Here is a 15,904-nt window from a genome sequence, read left to right on the forward strand (position 1 = left end):
TATTAGACACATTGCGTAAAATTTCCTGATTTATGCATAAATAAATAAACCTAACCTCTACGGCGCGGCCGATTGTCGATAAAATCGCCAGTACATTTGCCTCAGCCTCTCGACCAGTACCTCGTTTACTCACGCTTTATTAGGGCGATAGCAAACGCAAACAGGCCGTTCAGCCCGGTCTGATATGGCCAGCATGCGGTTATTTGTGACTGGGGCAATGGTTAAGCATCGACATTGCTGATCCTTTTCCCAGATATGCTACGTTTACAGCGCTCATTCGACGCAAGTGCCTTTGCCGACGTCGCCGCTTTCAGAAGCCATAGTGAGAAGGAACTATGACAATGAATTATCAATTAGTGAAGCAAGTCAGAGAAAATAACCCATTAAGAAAAAGCTTCATTGACCTTGCCGTTAAGACTTTTGACCTGTCTTTTGAAGAGTGGTATCAGCAAGGTTACTGGACCGACGCCTATATCCCCTACGCCTTTGTCGAACGCAATAAAGTTATCGCTAACGCCTCGGCCAATATCATCGACCTGCGCTGGCAGGGCGAGCCCCGGCGTTATATTCAGATTGGCACCGTGATGACCGAACCGGACCACCGTAATAAGGGATTAGCCGGCCAGCTTATCCATCATATCCTGCAGGACTGGCAGCAGGAGGCGGATGCCTTCTTTTTATTCGCCAATCCCACTACGGTGGATTTTTACCCCAAATTTGGCTTCACCCGCAGCGAAGAGCATCAATATATTATGCCGGTCTCCCCGCGAGCTGGCGATTTTCGCAAACTGAATATGGACAGCGCTGACGATGTCGCCCTGCTCCGTCATTACTATGAAAAATCCAACCCGTTCTCACCGCTGCGGGTGGAGCATAACTTTGGCCTGCTGATGTTTTACTGCTCAGCCTTTATGAAGCATTTCGTCTATTACTCGGCAAAAAATGAGGCGGTGGTTATCGCCATGCAAAACGGTCCGGTGCTGATCTGCTTTGACCTCTTCTGCGAGGAGGGTAAGAGCCTGTCGACGCTGGTCAACGAACTGGCCGATGACCATGTTTACCAGGCCATCCTCGGTTTTACCCCCAGTGAAGACCGGCTCGGCGAGTACGAGAAGATTGAGGGAGAAGATATCCTCTTCGTCTATGACCAGAAGGAAAATCTGTTTAAAGACAGGAAGTTGATGTTTCCTTTACTGGCGCATGCCTGACGACGCTTCGCCGTCAGGCCAATCAGTGATAAGTCACCACGAAGGTCGCGCTGGCGTTCGCCTCGCCCGCTGTCACTGCGGGCTGCGTCTGGATATAGCGGGCCTGATAGGATAAACGGTAGTTCGTCTGACTGCCTTTATTCCCGGACCAGATCTGGCTCACCTGGTTTAGCGGCACCAGCGCGCCGCCGGCACTGAGGATTTGCACGCCAAGTCCGGATGCGCCTTCAGGTTGGTCATCAATTTTAATCACCTCGTTGGCAGCCATGGCGCTGTCCGCCGTCGCGTTAAACTGCATAAACACGCTGCCGACATTTTCACAGTTCGTCAGGTTGATGTTAAAAGGGACCGGGGCGGTGGTGCTGTTGAGCCCGGTAAACGCGGTTTTGTTATGCCGCCCAAGGAAGACGTTAATGTTTTTACTGTCGTCAGTAATCTTGCAGGTGGGTGATTTGACCTGAATACAGAGCCCACTGACGCTGAAGCGCATCGCCTGTACTCCGCCAAGATAAATATCGCCAAGGTAATCGTTAAGGCAATACTCGCCCGGCGGCGGTAGACCGCCGTTGTCGGAAATCCGCCAGAAATAGATGGTCGGTTTTTTATTTTCCGCCTGAAATGCGCGCTGGCCGGAAAATACCGGCGCTGAGGGCCAGGCCGTGAACAGGGGATCGAAATTAATGCCATCCTGTTCCCCCATCTGGAAGCTGTAGCCAATGCCCGGCAGGCGGTCGATGCTGTAGATATCCCCGGGTTTGCCGTCTCCCGCCGGGCCGACCCGTGAGCCGCCGATACTCTGAAACCCGCCGGGCTCGCTGCCGCTGCAGGCGATCTCCCAGCGTTCGTTATTAGTGATAATCATCCCTCCGTAGCTGTATAGCAGGGAGCCGATGGGGCGATTGCTGACGTCAAGGTTGATACTGGCCTGGCTGACGTTCACTGAATACTCGATAGTTTTGCCACTGACCATCTGGCACGCTGCCGACAGCGAGGCGCAGTATCCGCCGGCCAGCAGAAGCGGTACCCCTGATGCGATGATTTTTTTCATATTACTTCTCCTTTATTCCCGGCCGGCAGACCTGATGCGGCGTACCGCGGCTAACCTGTTGCGCCGCGTCGCCGCGGATGGCATAGGCCAACCGGCAGCGTTGCCCGCTGCGTTCGCCCCATACTACCGAGACGCTGCCGTCGGCCTGCGGCACCCGGGCATACAGCAGCCCGCCCTGACCGACGGCGCCAACCGCCCGACCGCTCTCGTCAAACACCTCCGCGCCCAGCGGGGGCGCCGCGCCATCCGGCAGCGTGACATGGGCAAACCAGGGATAGCCGGTACGCGTGATAAATTTGACCTTCACCGCCGCACCCGAATCGGGCACCACCGTCGTGCTACTGGAGACAATCTCCACATGGTCGTTCAGACCCTGCGGATCGAGATCCAGCCAGTTATCGGTAAAGGGATCGAGGTAAGGGATGATCGTAAAACCCTGGCGGTTTATTGGCTGTCCGAGGCGGTTTGCCACCCGAGCGCCCGCCGCGCCGGGCGCTTCCACAATGGCGAAGGTTTCCCCCAGTTCGGGGGTGGCGGTCATTCCGCCCTGATGCGCCACCAGGGCGCCCGATGCCCCCAGCGAGTACTGCTGCTGGTGGCGACCGGCGCTGGCGCTGGCATTCAGGTACGCATAATCCGTACGCAGGCTACCGTTGCCCCCAACGCTGGCCTCGTGCGGGTTCTCCCGTGGCATGTCGTAGCTGGCGGTCAGGCCATAGCTAAAGGCATTTTTCTCGCCAGCGCTGCCGGTATAGCTGGACTGCAGCTGGCTGCCGTAGTTCTTATCATGGTTAAAGCGGGTGGTCAGGCTGCCCGCCTGCCCGACCGGTAGCGAAAAGGAGACGCCCACCACTTGATTATTGCGGTGATGAATATCCTGACTCTGCTGGGCGTACAGGTAGTAATTGAGCTGACCATAGCGGTTGGCGTACCCCAGCTGATAGGAGCGCCAGCGGTGGTGGCGGACATCCTCACTCCAGATTCCGTTAAACGACAGGCTGCCGCTGCCGGCCTGCTGAGACAACGTCGCGCTGTAGCGGGTCATCTCCCGCCAGTCGTTGGGGTAACGGTCGTGCTCCCGGACGGCGTCGCGAATGGAACGATAGTTGCCGTCGTTGCTGTGGCTCATCGAGACCAGCATCCGCGTATCGGACGCGAAGGATTTTGATGCGGATACCCGCCAGCGATACCCCTCCTGCCAGCCGCGTTCCCTGCCCTTCGCCGCAGAACGGGAAAGATCGACCGCCAGCGCCCCCCAGTAGGTATTGAAGGCGCTGCCGACCAGCGTCGAGTAATAATCCGTCGTCGCGTTGGCGCCGGTATAGCCACTGACATAGTCATTGAAGCCGTACTGCAGCGTGGCTTCGCCAAATCCTGGCCGCCCGGCGATCCCATCCTCATCCAGATAGCCCAGCGACAGGTCATAGTAGACCGCTCCTGCCCGCACCAGGCCAGGCAGCGCGGCGTACGGCACGGTAAAGGTCTCCTGACTGCCGTCCGCCTCATGGATCGTTACCTGTAAATCGCCGCCGGCGTTGGTGGGATAGAGATCGTCAAAGGTGAATTTGCCCGGCGGAACCGTTGCCTCGTACAACAGGGCGCCGTTCTGGGTGACCGTCACGCGGGCATTGGTGCGCGCCACGCCGCTAACCGACGGTGCAAAGCCGCGGCGGGAGCCCGGCAGCATGCGCACATCGGTGGCCAGCCTGCCGCCGATAAAACTGACGCTGTCAAAGAAGGTTCCTTCGGTCCATCCCTGACCCAGCCGTAACGTGGACGCCCAGTTCACTACACTTCTCTCAGCCCAGGTGGCAATGCTATCCCAGTGTGTATTCCCCTCCTGCGCCTGGTAGCTAGACTGGTGATGTAACCGCCAGCCAAAGGCGCGCAGGCTGGCATCCAGCCCGAGATAATGATGGCTGCTGCTATCCCCGTCGACGATGCTCTGATAGCTGTTGGCCTGATAGCGCAGCACTGCGGCGGGCACGCCGCTATCCACCTTCTTCAGGTTCACCGCCCCCCGATAATGGGGTTGCAGTAGCGCCTGGGGCATATTCACCCGCAGGACGTTTTCCCCGCTGTCATACTCCCAGCCGATCGCCTTATTGATCTGCGAGAAGCGCAGGCAGGTGGCCGCCGCCGGCCACTGGGCGTCCTTCAGCTGCAGGGCGTCGAACAGCGAGGGCGAGATGCAGGGCTCAAGCTGGCCATCGTGTTCCTGGATAACAAACGTTTCTTCCGCCAGGTCCCGGCCATTCACGGAGAGCGTGCTGCGATACTGTCCGGCGTGCAGCGGATTACCGTATTGATATTTCTGGAGATCAACCTGCGCGGCGCCGTGCAAATGGGCGCGGTTAAAACTAAACGCCTCCGCCGCCCATGCCTCTTGCCAGGGGAGGAACAGCATTAACCCAAACTTGATCTCCCTGAGTTTCATAATAATGTCCTTACTGAGGATAATTATGATTCACTACCGCGCCGTAATCATTGATGGTGGTGAAGCTGAATCTCGCTGGTAGCGTGCGCAGCGCGACCCCTTTAGGCGCGATCTCCAGCGAGGAAAAAGGGGCGACCATGCCAGCGGACTGTTTTTGTCCGTTAAGGGTGATGCTGTCGATGGTGATATAGCGCGCTGAGGCATTGCTCACCCGCAGCCCATTGCCCGTGGGAGCCAACGCCCAGCGCAGGGCATTCTCCGGCGCCATTTTTTCCGCCGCCACGCCTGCCGGACGGTAAAACAGCTTGATACGCGACCGTATCGCGAGCTGCAGATAATTGATTGCCGTGCCGTTTTTCGGCTCTGGCGGAATGTCCAGCAGATTGAACCAGAACAGCGATTCCCGATCCTGCGGCAGGCGACTGCCATTGAACACCAGGCGCCAGCTCTGACCTTTTCCCGGCTCGATACGCACAATCGGCGGCAGCACAATAAACGGCGCCGCATCTTTTTCCGGTTGATTTTGCACGCGGCCATCGTCGACCCAGACCTGCGTCAGAGAGGGGGTCTCCCCCATATTGGTGGCCCGGATGGCGATCTCTTTTTTATCGCCGGGAAAAATAATCCGTGTGCCGTCAATAACCATGCTGGCGTCCGCCGAGGGTAAAATGCTGGACAGCAGCCATGCCAGAACCATACGCCGCATATTCACCTCCTCCTTGCCGGGTGGATAAACGGCCCCTGAGCGGGGCCGTGGACAGGGTTTATGGATAAACCACCGTAAAGTTGACGTAGGTGGCGACTTTTCCAGCCGAAGCGGCGTCGGTCGCATAGTAGCGGGCATAGAAAGGCAGCGAGGCGGAACCATCCTGCTCAGCCACCGCCACTGGGATCACGTCCGGGCGAGCAATGGTGCCGTCTGCAGCGACCACCGGGGTCTCCGCGAGGTTAATCGGCGTAAACCGGGTGTTCAGCAGTTCCACATCGACGTTTTCTGCTTCCGTGCCGTCAGACAGGGTATTTTTTAGTCGGCCCTCCGTGGAAACGTATTGATCTTTCTCGAAGTACACCGAGACATCAGCCCCTGGGGTGCAGCTCGTCAGATCGATGGTGAAGGGAACCACGCCCGCCGTCTCACCCGCGCTGCTGAGCGCCGAACGCTGGACCGTCGGCAGGGTCACTGTCTTGTCTTTATTCACTACCGTACAAGTATTTTCGATGACTTCACCATTAAAGGTGACTTTGCCATCAGCAGCCTGCGCCGCTACCGGAGAAAGCATCATCATCACCACGAAAGATGCCATTCCATTGCTGTATTTTTTCATATTCACTCCTCATCACCACGCTTATGGAGAATCGTTCAGGAAATACCCCTGGCGTACTTTATACGTACAATTTATTAATGCTCAGTCCATTGGATTAACCTGTTATCTTTTAACCCCTTCCCTGCACTGACATCCTACTCACTTCATTGTTTATTATTCAAATTCGCCACCAGGACCATTTCTACTTTTTATAGAAAAGTCTTAACGCCACTCTGAAAAAGAAATAAAAGAAACCCACATTAAAAACATAACTCATTGTAAATAAATGATAATTTTTATTTTTTGTTTTCCATAAAACATTCGCAAAATGCGATCTGAATATCTCACCCTCATTATTAACCACCTCCTCCCACGTTCTCCCCCCTCGATTGAAAGCGCAGGGAGTATTTTATTTCAGACGGGTATTCTCTACAGTAAATTGTCGAATCAGGCAGGACAGCATGCACAGCGTATTTATGCCAGGAGGTCATTATGTTGATCTGCATTGCGGATTCAGAATATTTTAATATTGCGCTGAAGGCGTATATTAATGAACCAAACAGCAAGCCTCTGGATATTAAAGAAATGCTCTGTTACCCGTTTAGCGGACAGAGTGAGATGTTCTATACTTTTTTTGCGACCGATGCTGGAGCCCGGTTAAGCACTATCCTTATTGATTACAGCAGCGCTAACATCGAAGTACTGCAGGTCGCGCTCAGTTTAAAATCGTTTAATCCCCTGATCCGGATCTTTATTTTTGCCAAATCAGGCTACCCGTTGAGCGAGCTCGAAAGCAGCCTCGCCATTGTGCTCGGCGCAGAGTTCATCACCAGTTTTGCCGGACTCAGTACGGCCCTTGCCCGCGGTCCGCGCTGGACGTCGCCCCCCGCCGACAAGCTCTATATCGCCATACCTGACAGCTATAACCTGACCCGTAAGGAAACTTTTTTAATCAGCCTGCTGATGGGGGGAATGCCGTTGTGTCACGTGGCCAGCACCATGCAGCTCACGATCAAACGGGTCTACTACTACCGTTCACGCGTCCTTAGCAAGCTGGCGGTGAAAAATAACGTGGAACTGATGAACAAAGTTCAGGGGATGGTGTTGCGCCACTACCGACAGGAGACAGGCCATGAAATCGTATCTCTACGCTAAAAATCGCCTCATGTTGATTATCCTGAGCTGGCTAAGTGCAGACGAGGCGTTGCCATCTCGTCACGATTTCCAGCAGACTGAATCCATCCTCAGCACCCTGCATATACCGTATGTGCTGAAGCCTGACCTTGATCAACTGAGAGCTACGCTACAGCCATTACTCGCCACGCCCGGGCCGCAGGCCTGTGAGGTAGGCGCTTTTCTCAGCGCCCTGTTGGCGCTGTATACCCGGTTAACCGAATATACCGCCGTCGAGCACTATCTGCTCTCCCGGCATCTCTAAGTAGCAACCCGCCTGGGCAGGAAGACGCCGCGCGCCTCCTGCCCGTAAGGCATTACCTTGGGCCAGCAGGCTGCTCGTCGCGTCGGGAGACGTAATCCCGATAGCCCTCGCCAACGTAAATCTGCCGTGGGCGGTAGATGGTCAGCGGCGCCTGGTGCATCTCATTCCAGTGCGCTACCCAGCCGACCGTCCGACCGACCGCGGTGACCACCGCAAACATCGACGAAGGCAGATTCATCGCCTTGAGGATCACCGCGGTATAGAAATCCACGCTCGGTGACAGGCCATTTTCCACAAAGTAGGGGTCGGTCAGCGCCACGTCCTCAAGGGCCATCGCCACCTGTAGCAGACGGTCGGACATGCCTACCTCCGCCAGTACCCGATGGCTGGTTTCACGTAGGATCCCGGCGCGCGGATCGCGGTGACGGTAGCGCGAGTTGCCAAAACCCAGCCGGCGAAATGCCTGCGGATCGCGCTTCGCCTGGCGCAGAAACGCCGGAACCTGATCGACGCTTTCAATCTCCTCCAGCATTCGCATGCTCGATTCATTGGCGCCGCCGTGCATTGGCCCCCACAGCGACGCCAGCCCGGCGGCGATGCAGGCGAATAAATTCGCCCCGGAGGAGCCCGCCGCACGCACCGTGGTGGTCGAGGCGCACTGCCCGTGATCGGCATGGAGCACCAGGATCTGGTTCATCGCCTGCTCGATAACCGGATTGAGGACGTATTTTTCCGCCGGAATAGCAAACAGCATCTGCAGGAAATTACCGGCATAGGAGAGATCGTTGCGCGGATACGCGGCGGGTTGTTCAATGGTGTACTTGTAGCTCATGGCGGCGATGGTGGGCATTTTCGACAATAACCGGGTGGCGGCCAGTGCCCGGTGCTGCGGATTTTCCACATCCAGGACATCATGATAAAACGCCGCCAGCGCCCCCACCAGAGCGCACATCAGCGCCATCGGGTGCGAGTCACGCCGAAATCCGCTGCACATGCGGGCTATCTGCTCGTGGACCAGAGTATGGCGGGTGATGGTCTCGCGAAAGGTTTGATAGCTGGCCTCATCTGGCGCGTCACCGTTCAGCATGATGTAGGCCACTTCGAGAAAATCGCACTGGCGAGCCAGCTGATCGACGGGATAGCCGCGGTGCAGCAGCACGCTGTTTTCCGTATCGATCCACGAGATCGCCGACTGGCATCCGGCGGTATTGGCGAAGCCGGGGTCATAGCTGCAGAATCCGGACTGATTTAGTCCGCGCATGTCGACTCCCACCGGCCCCCGCGTTCCCGGCACCTGCGGCAGGGCGATGGGCGGTTGTTGCCCGGCAAAAGAAAGCGTTAACGGTGTAGTGCTCATCCTGTTAGTCCCCCAGCAAGCTTATCAGCGACCTGAAGTCATTCTTCAGGCGGAAAGACCAACATAACCAATGTGATGCAGCTTATTCATTGATGTCATCACTATAACCCTGACAAAGAGAATATTTTGCTGGCCTTCACGGGGAAACAGGCCGTCTTTCCCCACCCCACCGCCGGATAGCGGCACAAATCGCCAAGGATAAAGGCGATCATCGCTGTCAAAATTTACGCTGAGTAAAGATAGGATGAAGAAGAGCTACCATGAATTTTGTGCTGTCGATGACCCTCATCTGCATTACCATCGCCTGGTTGATGATGAGCCAGCTGCCGGTGTAGACGTACCGCTAACCGCCACGCCAGTGGCCTGGATAACCCCCTCCTTCAGTTGACTTCCGCCGTGGTCTTCGCCTCTGAGGTTTCACAAGAACCCTACAAGAAGCACTGGTTGCATATCAGGCTGTTGCGGTTTCCCGCCGAGGGGTAGGCTAAAGGTCCACTGTTAAGGAGGTAATATGTCTGGACTGATCAATCCGCATGCGGCCCCGGAAGAAGCAGCCTATGCGCTGCTGATTGAGCTCGTTCGCGCCCAGCGCGTGCCGCAATATGAGGGCGATATTTCCGGTCTGCTGGCGATGTACGACGAAGCCGTTAAACACTTTAAAGAGAAAGAGACCGAGCGTTAGGCGTGGAGGTCGTGGTGCGAGGAAAGCGTGACGCCTGCGGGAGACGCGCAGGCGTTGGCTGGATAGCGGCTTGCGTCATCAGCTGCCGCGGTAGGTAGAGTATCCGTACTGACTGAGCAGCAGCGGGATATGCAGTTTTTGATTTTGCTTTGTGACATTGAAAATAACCGGGACCACCGGGAAGAACGTATTCATGTTTTGGCTTTTAAAATAGTCACCGGTTTTAAACGTCACTTTATAAACCCCCGGCTCCATATTCTCCGCCTGCGGATAGAGCGATTTAATCCGCCCATCGGCATCCGTTTTACCGGTGGCGATATGCTGCCAGCTATCCCCCTGCTGTTTATCCAGCTCAATCTGCACCCCCGGTGAAGGGAGCCCGGTTTGCTGATTAAGAATGTGAACGCTGAGCGTCCCCTTTGGCGCCGCCAGCGCGCTGAAGCTGAGCAGAGAAATTACGGAGGCGATAACTAATTTCATAATCGTGACCTTATTGGGCAAGTGAAAGTGCCCTAACTATAGTCAGCGCGGCGGGGAAAAAAATTAAACTTTTTGTTATCAAAATATAGACATATAGAGGATATGTCTGCTGAGAAGGCTATCCGCAAGCAAAAGATTTGCGACCAGAGCCTGGCTCTATCGCACGCCTCACAGCCCATGGTCGTGTTTCTGACTACGTTGCCTACTTATTTTCATGCAATATGATTAGCCTGTTACGCTCAAGCTCACCACTATTCCTGAAACTGATAAGAATGGTGAGCGACTTGACGCCTGATATATTCCAGCTTTTAAAAGACATCATTGTTATTAGGGTATCGTTCTTCTGCAGTATCGGATTGCTTTATTCCAGCCATCGATCAAGATGCTATCTCTGTTATCAAAACGAACGCGTAAGTCTGTACCGTTTAAACTTTCCGTGACCATAATCGAAATGGCTGAGTTCATATCTTGTTTCGTTAAGAAAAGCTTACCCTCATCAGTTAACTGACTATCATCAAGAATAAAACCGTTAATTTTCGCACCGGTTTTAAGGCATCGAACGGTTGTCTGCGAGTTTGAAACAAAATTGACATTCATCGTTTGCGAGTTTCCAATACCCGTCATAAACACAGAGCAACCAGCGATAAGTGTTCCTGAAAAAAAGAGGCAAATTACCTTTAAAAAATAAGATGGTTTTTTCATAAAACACCCTAATTTTGAGATATTCCATTTTTACCATGCCAGCCTTAAAGCGTAGCTGGCATTAGGTATTTATGTTATTAACTTTTAAAATTAGCGTGGGGATACTGTCGTTTGCCCACCTACGGATGAAATGGCAACACGTTGCCCTACCGAGAATCGCGTTGGCCCCTGACGTTGTACGACCATGAACGTTCTTCCATCATCTAAGCGTATTTCAAGCTCGACCCCTTGAACAAGATTCATTCTTGCCTGAACCACCTGACCTGCTAAACCTCCCGCAACAGCACCAGTCGCCGTCGCCAGTCTTTGGCCTGAACCGCCACCGACGGCACTTCCCGCTACACCACCAATGACGCCTCCGGCGACAGCGCCAAGCGCATTACTGTTATCCCCCGCCTGAATTTGCACCGCTCTGACTGACACCAACTGGCCATAAAAAACTTGTTGTACGCGTCCAGCCGTGGCTGAAGAATGGACATCACCTGAAAGATGACTGGTATTGGTACATCCAGCAATAACTAATGTAAAAGCAATTAAACACATTTTTTTAAGCATGTTAACCTCTCCATTTGCTGCATATTAACGTCATCATTTCATAAATAATCAGCTGGACAATAACGATAAAAGTTTACTGGTATAATATGTATTATAGGCTTTAATCATTACGTCATCCTGAAAAAATTTGAAGATGAAGGGCAAGGGCTCACCAGCCCCATTTGACGCCAGCAATAATCTACTGCGCTCTGATAATTGGGCATGTCATGCAACGTCTCCCCCACCGCTGCCGGGTCCCAGGTCACAACCAACTATTTTAATGACCTCAATCCCGTCTTTTCATAACCGCGTATTTGTTTTGATATTTCTGTCGCAGGCCAGATCAATGGGTGGTGATAATGATCATGTTATTCCGGCTATTGTAGCCGGGATCAATCACCACGCTGTCGCCTGTACTTCCCGTCGTGGAAGCACTCTGGCTCTGAGTGGGGTCCGCTTCACACAGGTCGTGCGGTAACTGGCTGGCAGAAGCGGGATTCAGCACTGACACACCGGTGATGGTCAGCGTGGAACAGGAACAGCTGTGATCGAGCCGGTCAGGTGCTGACGGCTAAAAGGAAGATCCAGGTGCGATTGCCGGGATGCTTACATCGCAAGCATGCCGCCTGCTCATCTTCACTACCGCCAAGTAAATTATTCTCAACAACAACTAAAAACCCTTTAATCTCAGTAGCCTGGCAGCCCACATAACTATCCCAACAAAGCTACCAACATAAACACTGATTTTGCATATGAGCAAAAGGTTATATGTAGTAAAAGATACTGGAATTTGTTTATAAAAAAGGAAGAAAAATTCTCCACATACATATAAAACAAATCCAGTTAGGAAGATAGACACCATACTAATCAAAACAAAGAAAATAAGAAGCAATACTGAGTTAAGTAACCTCATTTCTTATTTTCCTCTTGTTTCATTTTTTGCTCTGTATACTTACCTCCTAATTCTGAAGTGATGCTCCCTCCAATATCACCAATCGAGCTGGGGAAATTGCTTGGTGTCATTTCCTTCGAAATACCAAAATCACCTTTAATTTCAGTGTATTTCTGCAAGTCAGGGTTAAATTTCGGATCCCAACCGCCTTTCCACCAATTTGTGCCAGTATTAACTCCCCACGAAATCCCTTTGCCAACACCATAGCCCACAGCAGAACCTGCACCATTAATCAACGCGCCTGACACGGGATCTTTCCCATCTATCCAGTTACTGAATGCGCCTCCTGCGGCATTCCATCCCACAGTACTGGCCAGACCATTTCCCATACTGAATACGTTTACCCAGCCAGCAATTACCGCGCTGGAAGGGTCAACCGAGCCATCCGCGAGATAACTGATCCCGGCATTTGCGCCTGTGCCAAGCGCCCACATCGCCTGTGCGGTTCCAGGAAGTAAAGCTACTCCACCAGACGCCAGCGCCATCCCCACTGCATCACGCTCATTTATCGCTTTCTGACATGCAGCCCCGCCAGGGTTATCGGAACAACTCGCCATGTCAATCCCATGCTGTCGTATCCACGCAGCCTGAGCGTCCTCATTTCCGCCAAGTAAATTATTCTCCACCGCGTTCTTCCCGCCCTGCGCGCCCGCCACCGCTGACGCCGTACTGTCCCCGGCCAGACCGCCTGCCATCCCTGCTGAAATGGTGGCCAGCGTACTGACCGTCTGCTTCTGTGCTTCCGTCAGCGTGGACAAGTCCGTCACGCCCGGATACAGCATGCCCGCTATAGCCTTTGCGGCCAGTTCACCTGCTGCCGCGCCGGCTGCGCCCGCCGCGGCACTGTTGCCCTGCAGCGCCGCCACCGCACCGCCCAGAATAGCGTGAGCCACCACTGCGGCACCGTCACTCAGCCCTGAACCGTGACCGATAAGATTCGCCAGCTCCGGCGCCGATGCCCCTGCCAGCGCCCCGGCGATATCACCACCCGCCAGTCCCTGCAGCGCTGCCGTGGCTGCCTGGATACCCCGCTGGATATCGCTGCCCGTGCCGTATTTCGCCTGTTCATCTTTGTACGTCTGCGTCTCTTTCAGCTGCTCCGCTGACATTGCCGGATGAACCTTGCGTGCCGCTTCCAGCGCGTTTATTTGCCCCTGCGTGCGCGCAATATCTGCCGCCTGGCTGCCAATCTCCCCTGTCAGCTGCACTTCCTGCAGGCGTCGCTGCTCCTTCTCCTTGTCAAATATCGGCCCGATACTGCCGCTGGCGTGCTCCGTGTCGCGACTCAGGTCAGCCACGTCCTGCTTCTGGCTGGCCTGGTCACGGATGATGATAGTCCCCTCGGATACCGCCGACTGCGTCGTACCTTCCGCATGGCCTTTGCTGCCGCCACCCGCCAGCAGGGCGCTGGTCATGTTCCCGGCGAACTGTGCGCCGGTACTGCCCCGGTGTTGATACCCACTCCCTGGTGCTGCGTTTTATAATCCGCCTGGTTGTGGATATCACTGAAGCCTGCGTGCCGAGATGAAGCAGTGGCTCAGGGCGTTCCCCAGCGTGCTGAACGACACCAGGGATCGTCCTGCTATCAAGCGTGAGCGCAGGCATTTTGGGTGAGCCTGATGGCTAATAAATAGATCCCGGCCTGGGACCGGGATAAAATATTCAGTTACTGTTCGTTAAATGCTCGTTTCGCCTCATTTAAACTCGGAGAATTTGCCCCGCCAGAAAAATCTGGATCAGCCGATTGTACAGGATCATCTTCCCATCCACATATAGGGCAAATTTCATAACAACCCGGCTCATCAATTGTCTTATTTCCACAGCATGGACAAGGATAAGAGCCATTATTCATCATTGCTTGTTCCAATATTCGAGACCTTTCTCTGGTTTAAACATTGTACGCGGTACACCATTTATATCTTTTGAAGCAAAGACATTAGTCACAGGATTGTAATACAGTGTGTCTCCGTTAGGGCGAGTTTTAGTTAAAGTGCCTGGCGGTGGGTTTGTCATAAAATTATGTGCAGCATCAACATATTGCTTCGCATTCTGATACTCTGGAAACTCTTTCCCATGTTTTGTCCAATGCATAGGCATTACCCACAGGTTCTGCTTTCTTGGTTTCTGTCCAAATTTGAGTATCTTTGGATTTACCGCCTTTAGCTATTCCACCACCGCCTTTCAGCGGATCACCATCAGCCCCTTCAATACCTATCTTCAACATCGGGTTGATGTCAAATATCTTATCCTTACCGGAGGTATTATTTTCCGCTAATTAATAAGTGGCGATATATCATAAACATGACCCATTGCCACTATTTCACAGGTATTCTCATCAGTATACCCCATCGGAAATATTACAACCCCATTATTTTCCCAAACAAATTCAACCCAAGATTTTCTGTTCAATTTTCCTTCCGGAAAGAACACGGGAACATCTTTTTTCAGCAAAGTAAAATATACATAATCATCACGATTCAAGAGAATCCTCAAGACATCATCATCAGCAATATCAATATTTGCTATTCCACTAAGAACAAGCCCATCACCGACATCCAATAAGAAATCTTGTTTATTAGCGATTGACGCTGAAAACAGGCCATCGCCACTAAGTAAACCCCATGTTTTTTTATGCCGTACCACAGCAGATTTTGGTTGTTTGGCAGACAACTCTATCATCACAAATAATTTTACATCATTGCCATTAGCAAGCTTAGCTATCATACTCTTAAGTAATTGCACACTGTAATTGCGTCTCGATACATGTGGTTTTTCCCAGCTAATAGCCGCGATATTACTTGATGTAATACCATATCGCCGATTGAAGTTTGCGATTTCATTAGGTTTTTGAATATTTTTTGCATATCGAATTACAACATCAGTAGTCATAATGATTCCCTTTTGGATCATTAAAATGCGGCCCTCTATTTTGCGCGTCATTTACGCCAAAACTATGACCAGCGGCATCGTCTCTAATGTACACCTTTTTGGTCCCACCGCCTGCGTTAGGAACTGTAAATTCATAAATCAAGCCTGGTTGCAAATTATCGCGCTTATCGCGGTTTGGATAAACGTTGCTTGGACTTTGGGTTACAGGTATTCCAGCTTGGCGTTTCGCCTCCCTGAATGCCCCATTTCTACCAGCTCCTTCAGGAGACATATTAGCAGGACGGTTACCAATTCCACCACCGCCCTTGAGCCGATCACCATTCTCGTCCAGGGCACCGACAGGTAACGGATTTATATTATAAATTTTATCCTTGCTGAGCGAGTTATTCTCAACCGCATTCTTCCCGCCCTGCGCGCCCGCCACGGCTGACGCCGTACTGTCCCCGGCCAGACCGCCTGCCATTCCCGCTGAAATAGTGGCCAGCGTGCTCACCGTCTGCTTCTCGGCTTCTGTCAGCGTTGATAAATCCTTCACGCCCGGATACAGCATACCAGCAATCGCCCTCGCGGCCAGTTCACCTGCTGCCTCGCCCGCTGCGCCCGCCGCGGCACTGTTGCCCTGCAGCGCCGCCACCGCACCGCCCAGGATAGCGTGTGCCACAACCGCGGCACCGTCACTCAGCCCTGAACCGTGACCGATAAGATTCGCCAGCTCCGGCGCCGATGCCCCCGCCAGCGCCCCGGCGATATCACCGCCCGCCAGTCCCTGCAGCGCTGCCGTGGCTGCCTGGATACCCCGCTGCAGGTCACTGCCGGTACCGTATGCAGCCATCGCGGTACGACCCGCCTGGTCCGCAATCTGTTCTGCCGTCG

The 15,904-nt window shown here is 53.4% G+C and carries 19 protein-coding genes and 3 pseudogenes; 6 read left to right on the plus strand and 16 right to left on the minus strand.

Annotated elements, in window-relative coordinates; translation table 11 throughout:
• Positions 1-341: 341 nt before the first annotated feature.
• Positions 342-1,208 carry a GNAT family N-acetyltransferase gene (locus CWM61_RS15755; RefSeq protein WP_061155476.1) on the plus strand — a complete coding sequence of 289 codons (867 nt, stop codon included), beginning with the start codon at positions 342-344 and terminating at the stop codon, positions 1,206-1,208.
• A gap of 22 nt (positions 1,209-1,230) precedes the next feature.
• Here CWM61_RS15755 and CWM61_RS15760 read toward each other — a convergent pair whose 3' ends face one another.
• The 4 genes from CWM61_RS15760 to CWM61_RS15775 are packed head-to-tail and all read right to left on the minus strand — an operon-like array spanning position 1,231 to position 6,018.
• Positions 1,231-2,256 carry a fimbrial protein gene (locus tag CWM61_RS15760; protein WP_100631527.1) on the minus strand — a complete coding sequence of 342 codons (1,026 nt, stop codon included), beginning with the start codon at positions 2,254-2,256 and terminating at the stop codon, positions 1,231-1,233.
• A 1-nt stretch (position 2,257) separates the two neighbouring features.
• Entirely contained in the window at positions 2,258-4,693 is a 2,436-nt protein-coding gene (locus CWM61_RS15765; protein WP_100631528.1) for a fimbria/pilus outer membrane usher protein, read from the minus strand.
• A gap of 10 nt (positions 4,694-4,703) precedes the next feature.
• Positions 4,704-5,399, minus strand: a complete 696-nt coding sequence (locus CWM61_RS15770) for a molecular chaperone (protein ID WP_100631529.1) — start codon at positions 5,397-5,399, stop codon at positions 4,704-4,706.
• A 58-nt stretch (positions 5,400-5,457) separates the two neighbouring features.
• On the minus strand, positions 5,458-6,018 hold the full coding sequence (locus CWM61_RS15775; protein ID WP_074386674.1) for a fimbrial protein: 561 nt from the start codon (positions 6,016-6,018) through the stop codon (positions 5,458-5,460).
• Between the two features lie 471 nt (positions 6,019-6,489).
• Here CWM61_RS15775 and CWM61_RS15780 point away from each other — a divergent pair, with 471 nt between their 5' ends.
• Together CWM61_RS15780 and CWM61_RS15785 are read left to right on the plus strand one after the other, a co-directional pair.
• On the plus strand, positions 6,490-7,152 hold the full coding sequence (locus CWM61_RS15780) for a LuxR C-terminal-related transcriptional regulator (protein ID WP_074386675.1): 663 nt from the start codon (positions 6,490-6,492) through the stop codon (positions 7,150-7,152).
• Entirely contained in the window at positions 7,130-7,435 is a 306-nt protein-coding gene (locus CWM61_RS15785; protein WP_074386676.1) for a hypothetical protein, read from the plus strand. Before CWM61_RS15780 ends, CWM61_RS15785 begins: the two co-directional genes overlap by 23 nt.
• 52 nt (positions 7,436-7,487) lie before the next feature.
• Here CWM61_RS15785 and CWM61_RS15790 read toward each other — a convergent pair whose 3' ends face one another.
• The gene (locus CWM61_RS15790) at positions 7,488-8,792 is read right to left on the minus strand and encodes a citrate synthase (protein WP_074386677.1); all 1,305 of its coding nucleotides are present in this window, start codon (positions 8,790-8,792) and stop codon (positions 7,488-7,490) included.
• Positions 8,793-8,837: 45 nt separating this feature from the next.
• On the minus strand, positions 8,838-8,978 hold the full coding sequence (locus CWM61_RS29305) for a hypothetical protein (RefSeq protein ID WP_162677911.1): 141 nt from the start codon (positions 8,976-8,978) through the stop codon (positions 8,838-8,840).
• A 58-nt stretch (positions 8,979-9,036) separates the two neighbouring features.
• Between CWM61_RS29305 and CWM61_RS29310 the strand changes: the two genes are divergently transcribed.
• Positions 9,037-9,180 carry a hypothetical protein gene (locus CWM61_RS29310; RefSeq protein ID WP_165785271.1) on the plus strand — a complete coding sequence of 48 codons (144 nt, stop codon included), beginning with the start codon at positions 9,037-9,039 and terminating at the stop codon, positions 9,178-9,180.
• Between the two features lie 123 nt (positions 9,181-9,303).
• Positions 9,304-9,474, plus strand: a complete 171-nt coding sequence (locus CWM61_RS15795; protein WP_074386678.1) for an ATP-NAD kinase — start codon at positions 9,304-9,306, stop codon at positions 9,472-9,474.
• 78 nt (positions 9,475-9,552) lie between these two features.
• On the opposite strand, the gene uraH is transcribed toward CWM61_RS15795, so the two are convergent.
• The 4 genes from uraH to CWM61_RS29895 all read right to left on the minus strand — a co-directional run bounded on the left by uraH (position 9,553) and on the right by CWM61_RS29895 (position 11,695).
• Positions 9,553-9,954, minus strand: a complete 402-nt coding sequence (gene uraH / locus CWM61_RS15800) for a hydroxyisourate hydrolase (protein WP_100631530.1) — start codon at positions 9,952-9,954, stop codon at positions 9,553-9,555.
• A gap of 327 nt (positions 9,955-10,281) precedes the next feature.
• Positions 10,282-10,656: a hypothetical protein gene (locus CWM61_RS15805; protein WP_133122462.1), complete on the minus strand. Its 375-nt coding sequence runs from the start codon at positions 10,654-10,656 to the stop codon at positions 10,282-10,284.
• A gap of 90 nt (positions 10,657-10,746) precedes the next feature.
• Complete coding sequence (locus CWM61_RS15810; RefSeq protein WP_100631531.1) at positions 10,747-11,211, minus strand: glycine zipper 2TM domain-containing protein; 465 nt, start codon at positions 11,209-11,211, stop codon at positions 10,747-10,749.
• Between the two features lie 322 nt (positions 11,212-11,533).
• On the minus strand, positions 11,534-11,695 hold the full coding sequence (locus CWM61_RS29895; protein ID WP_158239530.1) for a hypothetical protein: 162 nt from the start codon (positions 11,693-11,695) through the stop codon (positions 11,534-11,536).
• On the opposite strand from CWM61_RS29895, the gene CWM61_RS30160 reads away from it, so the two are divergent.
• Positions 11,673-11,738: a type I toxin-antitoxin system SymE family toxin gene (locus tag CWM61_RS30160; protein ID WP_223170017.1), complete on the plus strand. Its 66-nt coding sequence runs from the start codon at positions 11,673-11,675 to the stop codon at positions 11,736-11,738. The two genes, CWM61_RS29895 and CWM61_RS30160, sit on opposite strands and share 23 nt — an antisense overlap.
• Positions 11,739-12,099: 361 nt before the next feature.
• Here the strand turns inward: CWM61_RS30160 and CWM61_RS15825 are convergent.
• The 6 genes and pseudogenes from CWM61_RS15825 to CWM61_RS30175 form a co-directional block, all read right to left on the minus strand.
• Positions 12,100-13,655 (minus strand): annotated as a pseudogene (locus CWM61_RS15825) (VENN motif pre-toxin domain-containing protein); the annotation flags it as partial.
• Between the two features lie 153 nt (positions 13,656-13,808).
• A complete protein-coding gene (locus CWM61_RS15830; protein WP_370602674.1) occupies positions 13,809-13,997 on the minus strand; it encodes a CPCC family cysteine-rich protein in 189 nt (62 codons plus the stop codon).
• Positions 13,994-14,294, minus strand: a pseudogene (locus tag CWM61_RS30165) (hemagglutinin); the annotation flags it as partial. The pseudogene CWM61_RS30165 and the gene CWM61_RS15830, both read right to left, overlap by 4 nt.
• A gap of 119 nt (positions 14,295-14,413) precedes the next feature.
• Complete coding sequence (locus CWM61_RS15840; RefSeq protein WP_100631532.1) at positions 14,414-15,031, minus strand: hypothetical protein; 618 nt, start codon at positions 15,029-15,031, stop codon at positions 14,414-14,416.
• Positions 15,021-15,302, minus strand: a complete 282-nt coding sequence (locus tag CWM61_RS30170) for an HNH/endonuclease VII fold putative polymorphic toxin (RefSeq protein ID WP_227521387.1) — start codon at positions 15,300-15,302, stop codon at positions 15,021-15,023. Before CWM61_RS30170 ends, CWM61_RS15840 begins: the two co-directional genes overlap by 11 nt.
• A gap of 102 nt (positions 15,303-15,404) precedes the next feature.
• Positions 15,405-15,904, minus strand: a pseudogene (locus tag CWM61_RS30175) (VENN motif pre-toxin domain-containing protein); the annotation flags it as partial.

Source organism: Klebsiella sp. K-Nf6 (assembly GCF_002806655.1).
Classification (GTDB): Bacteria; Pseudomonadota; Gammaproteobacteria; order Enterobacterales; family Enterobacteriaceae; genus Klebsiella; species Klebsiella variicola.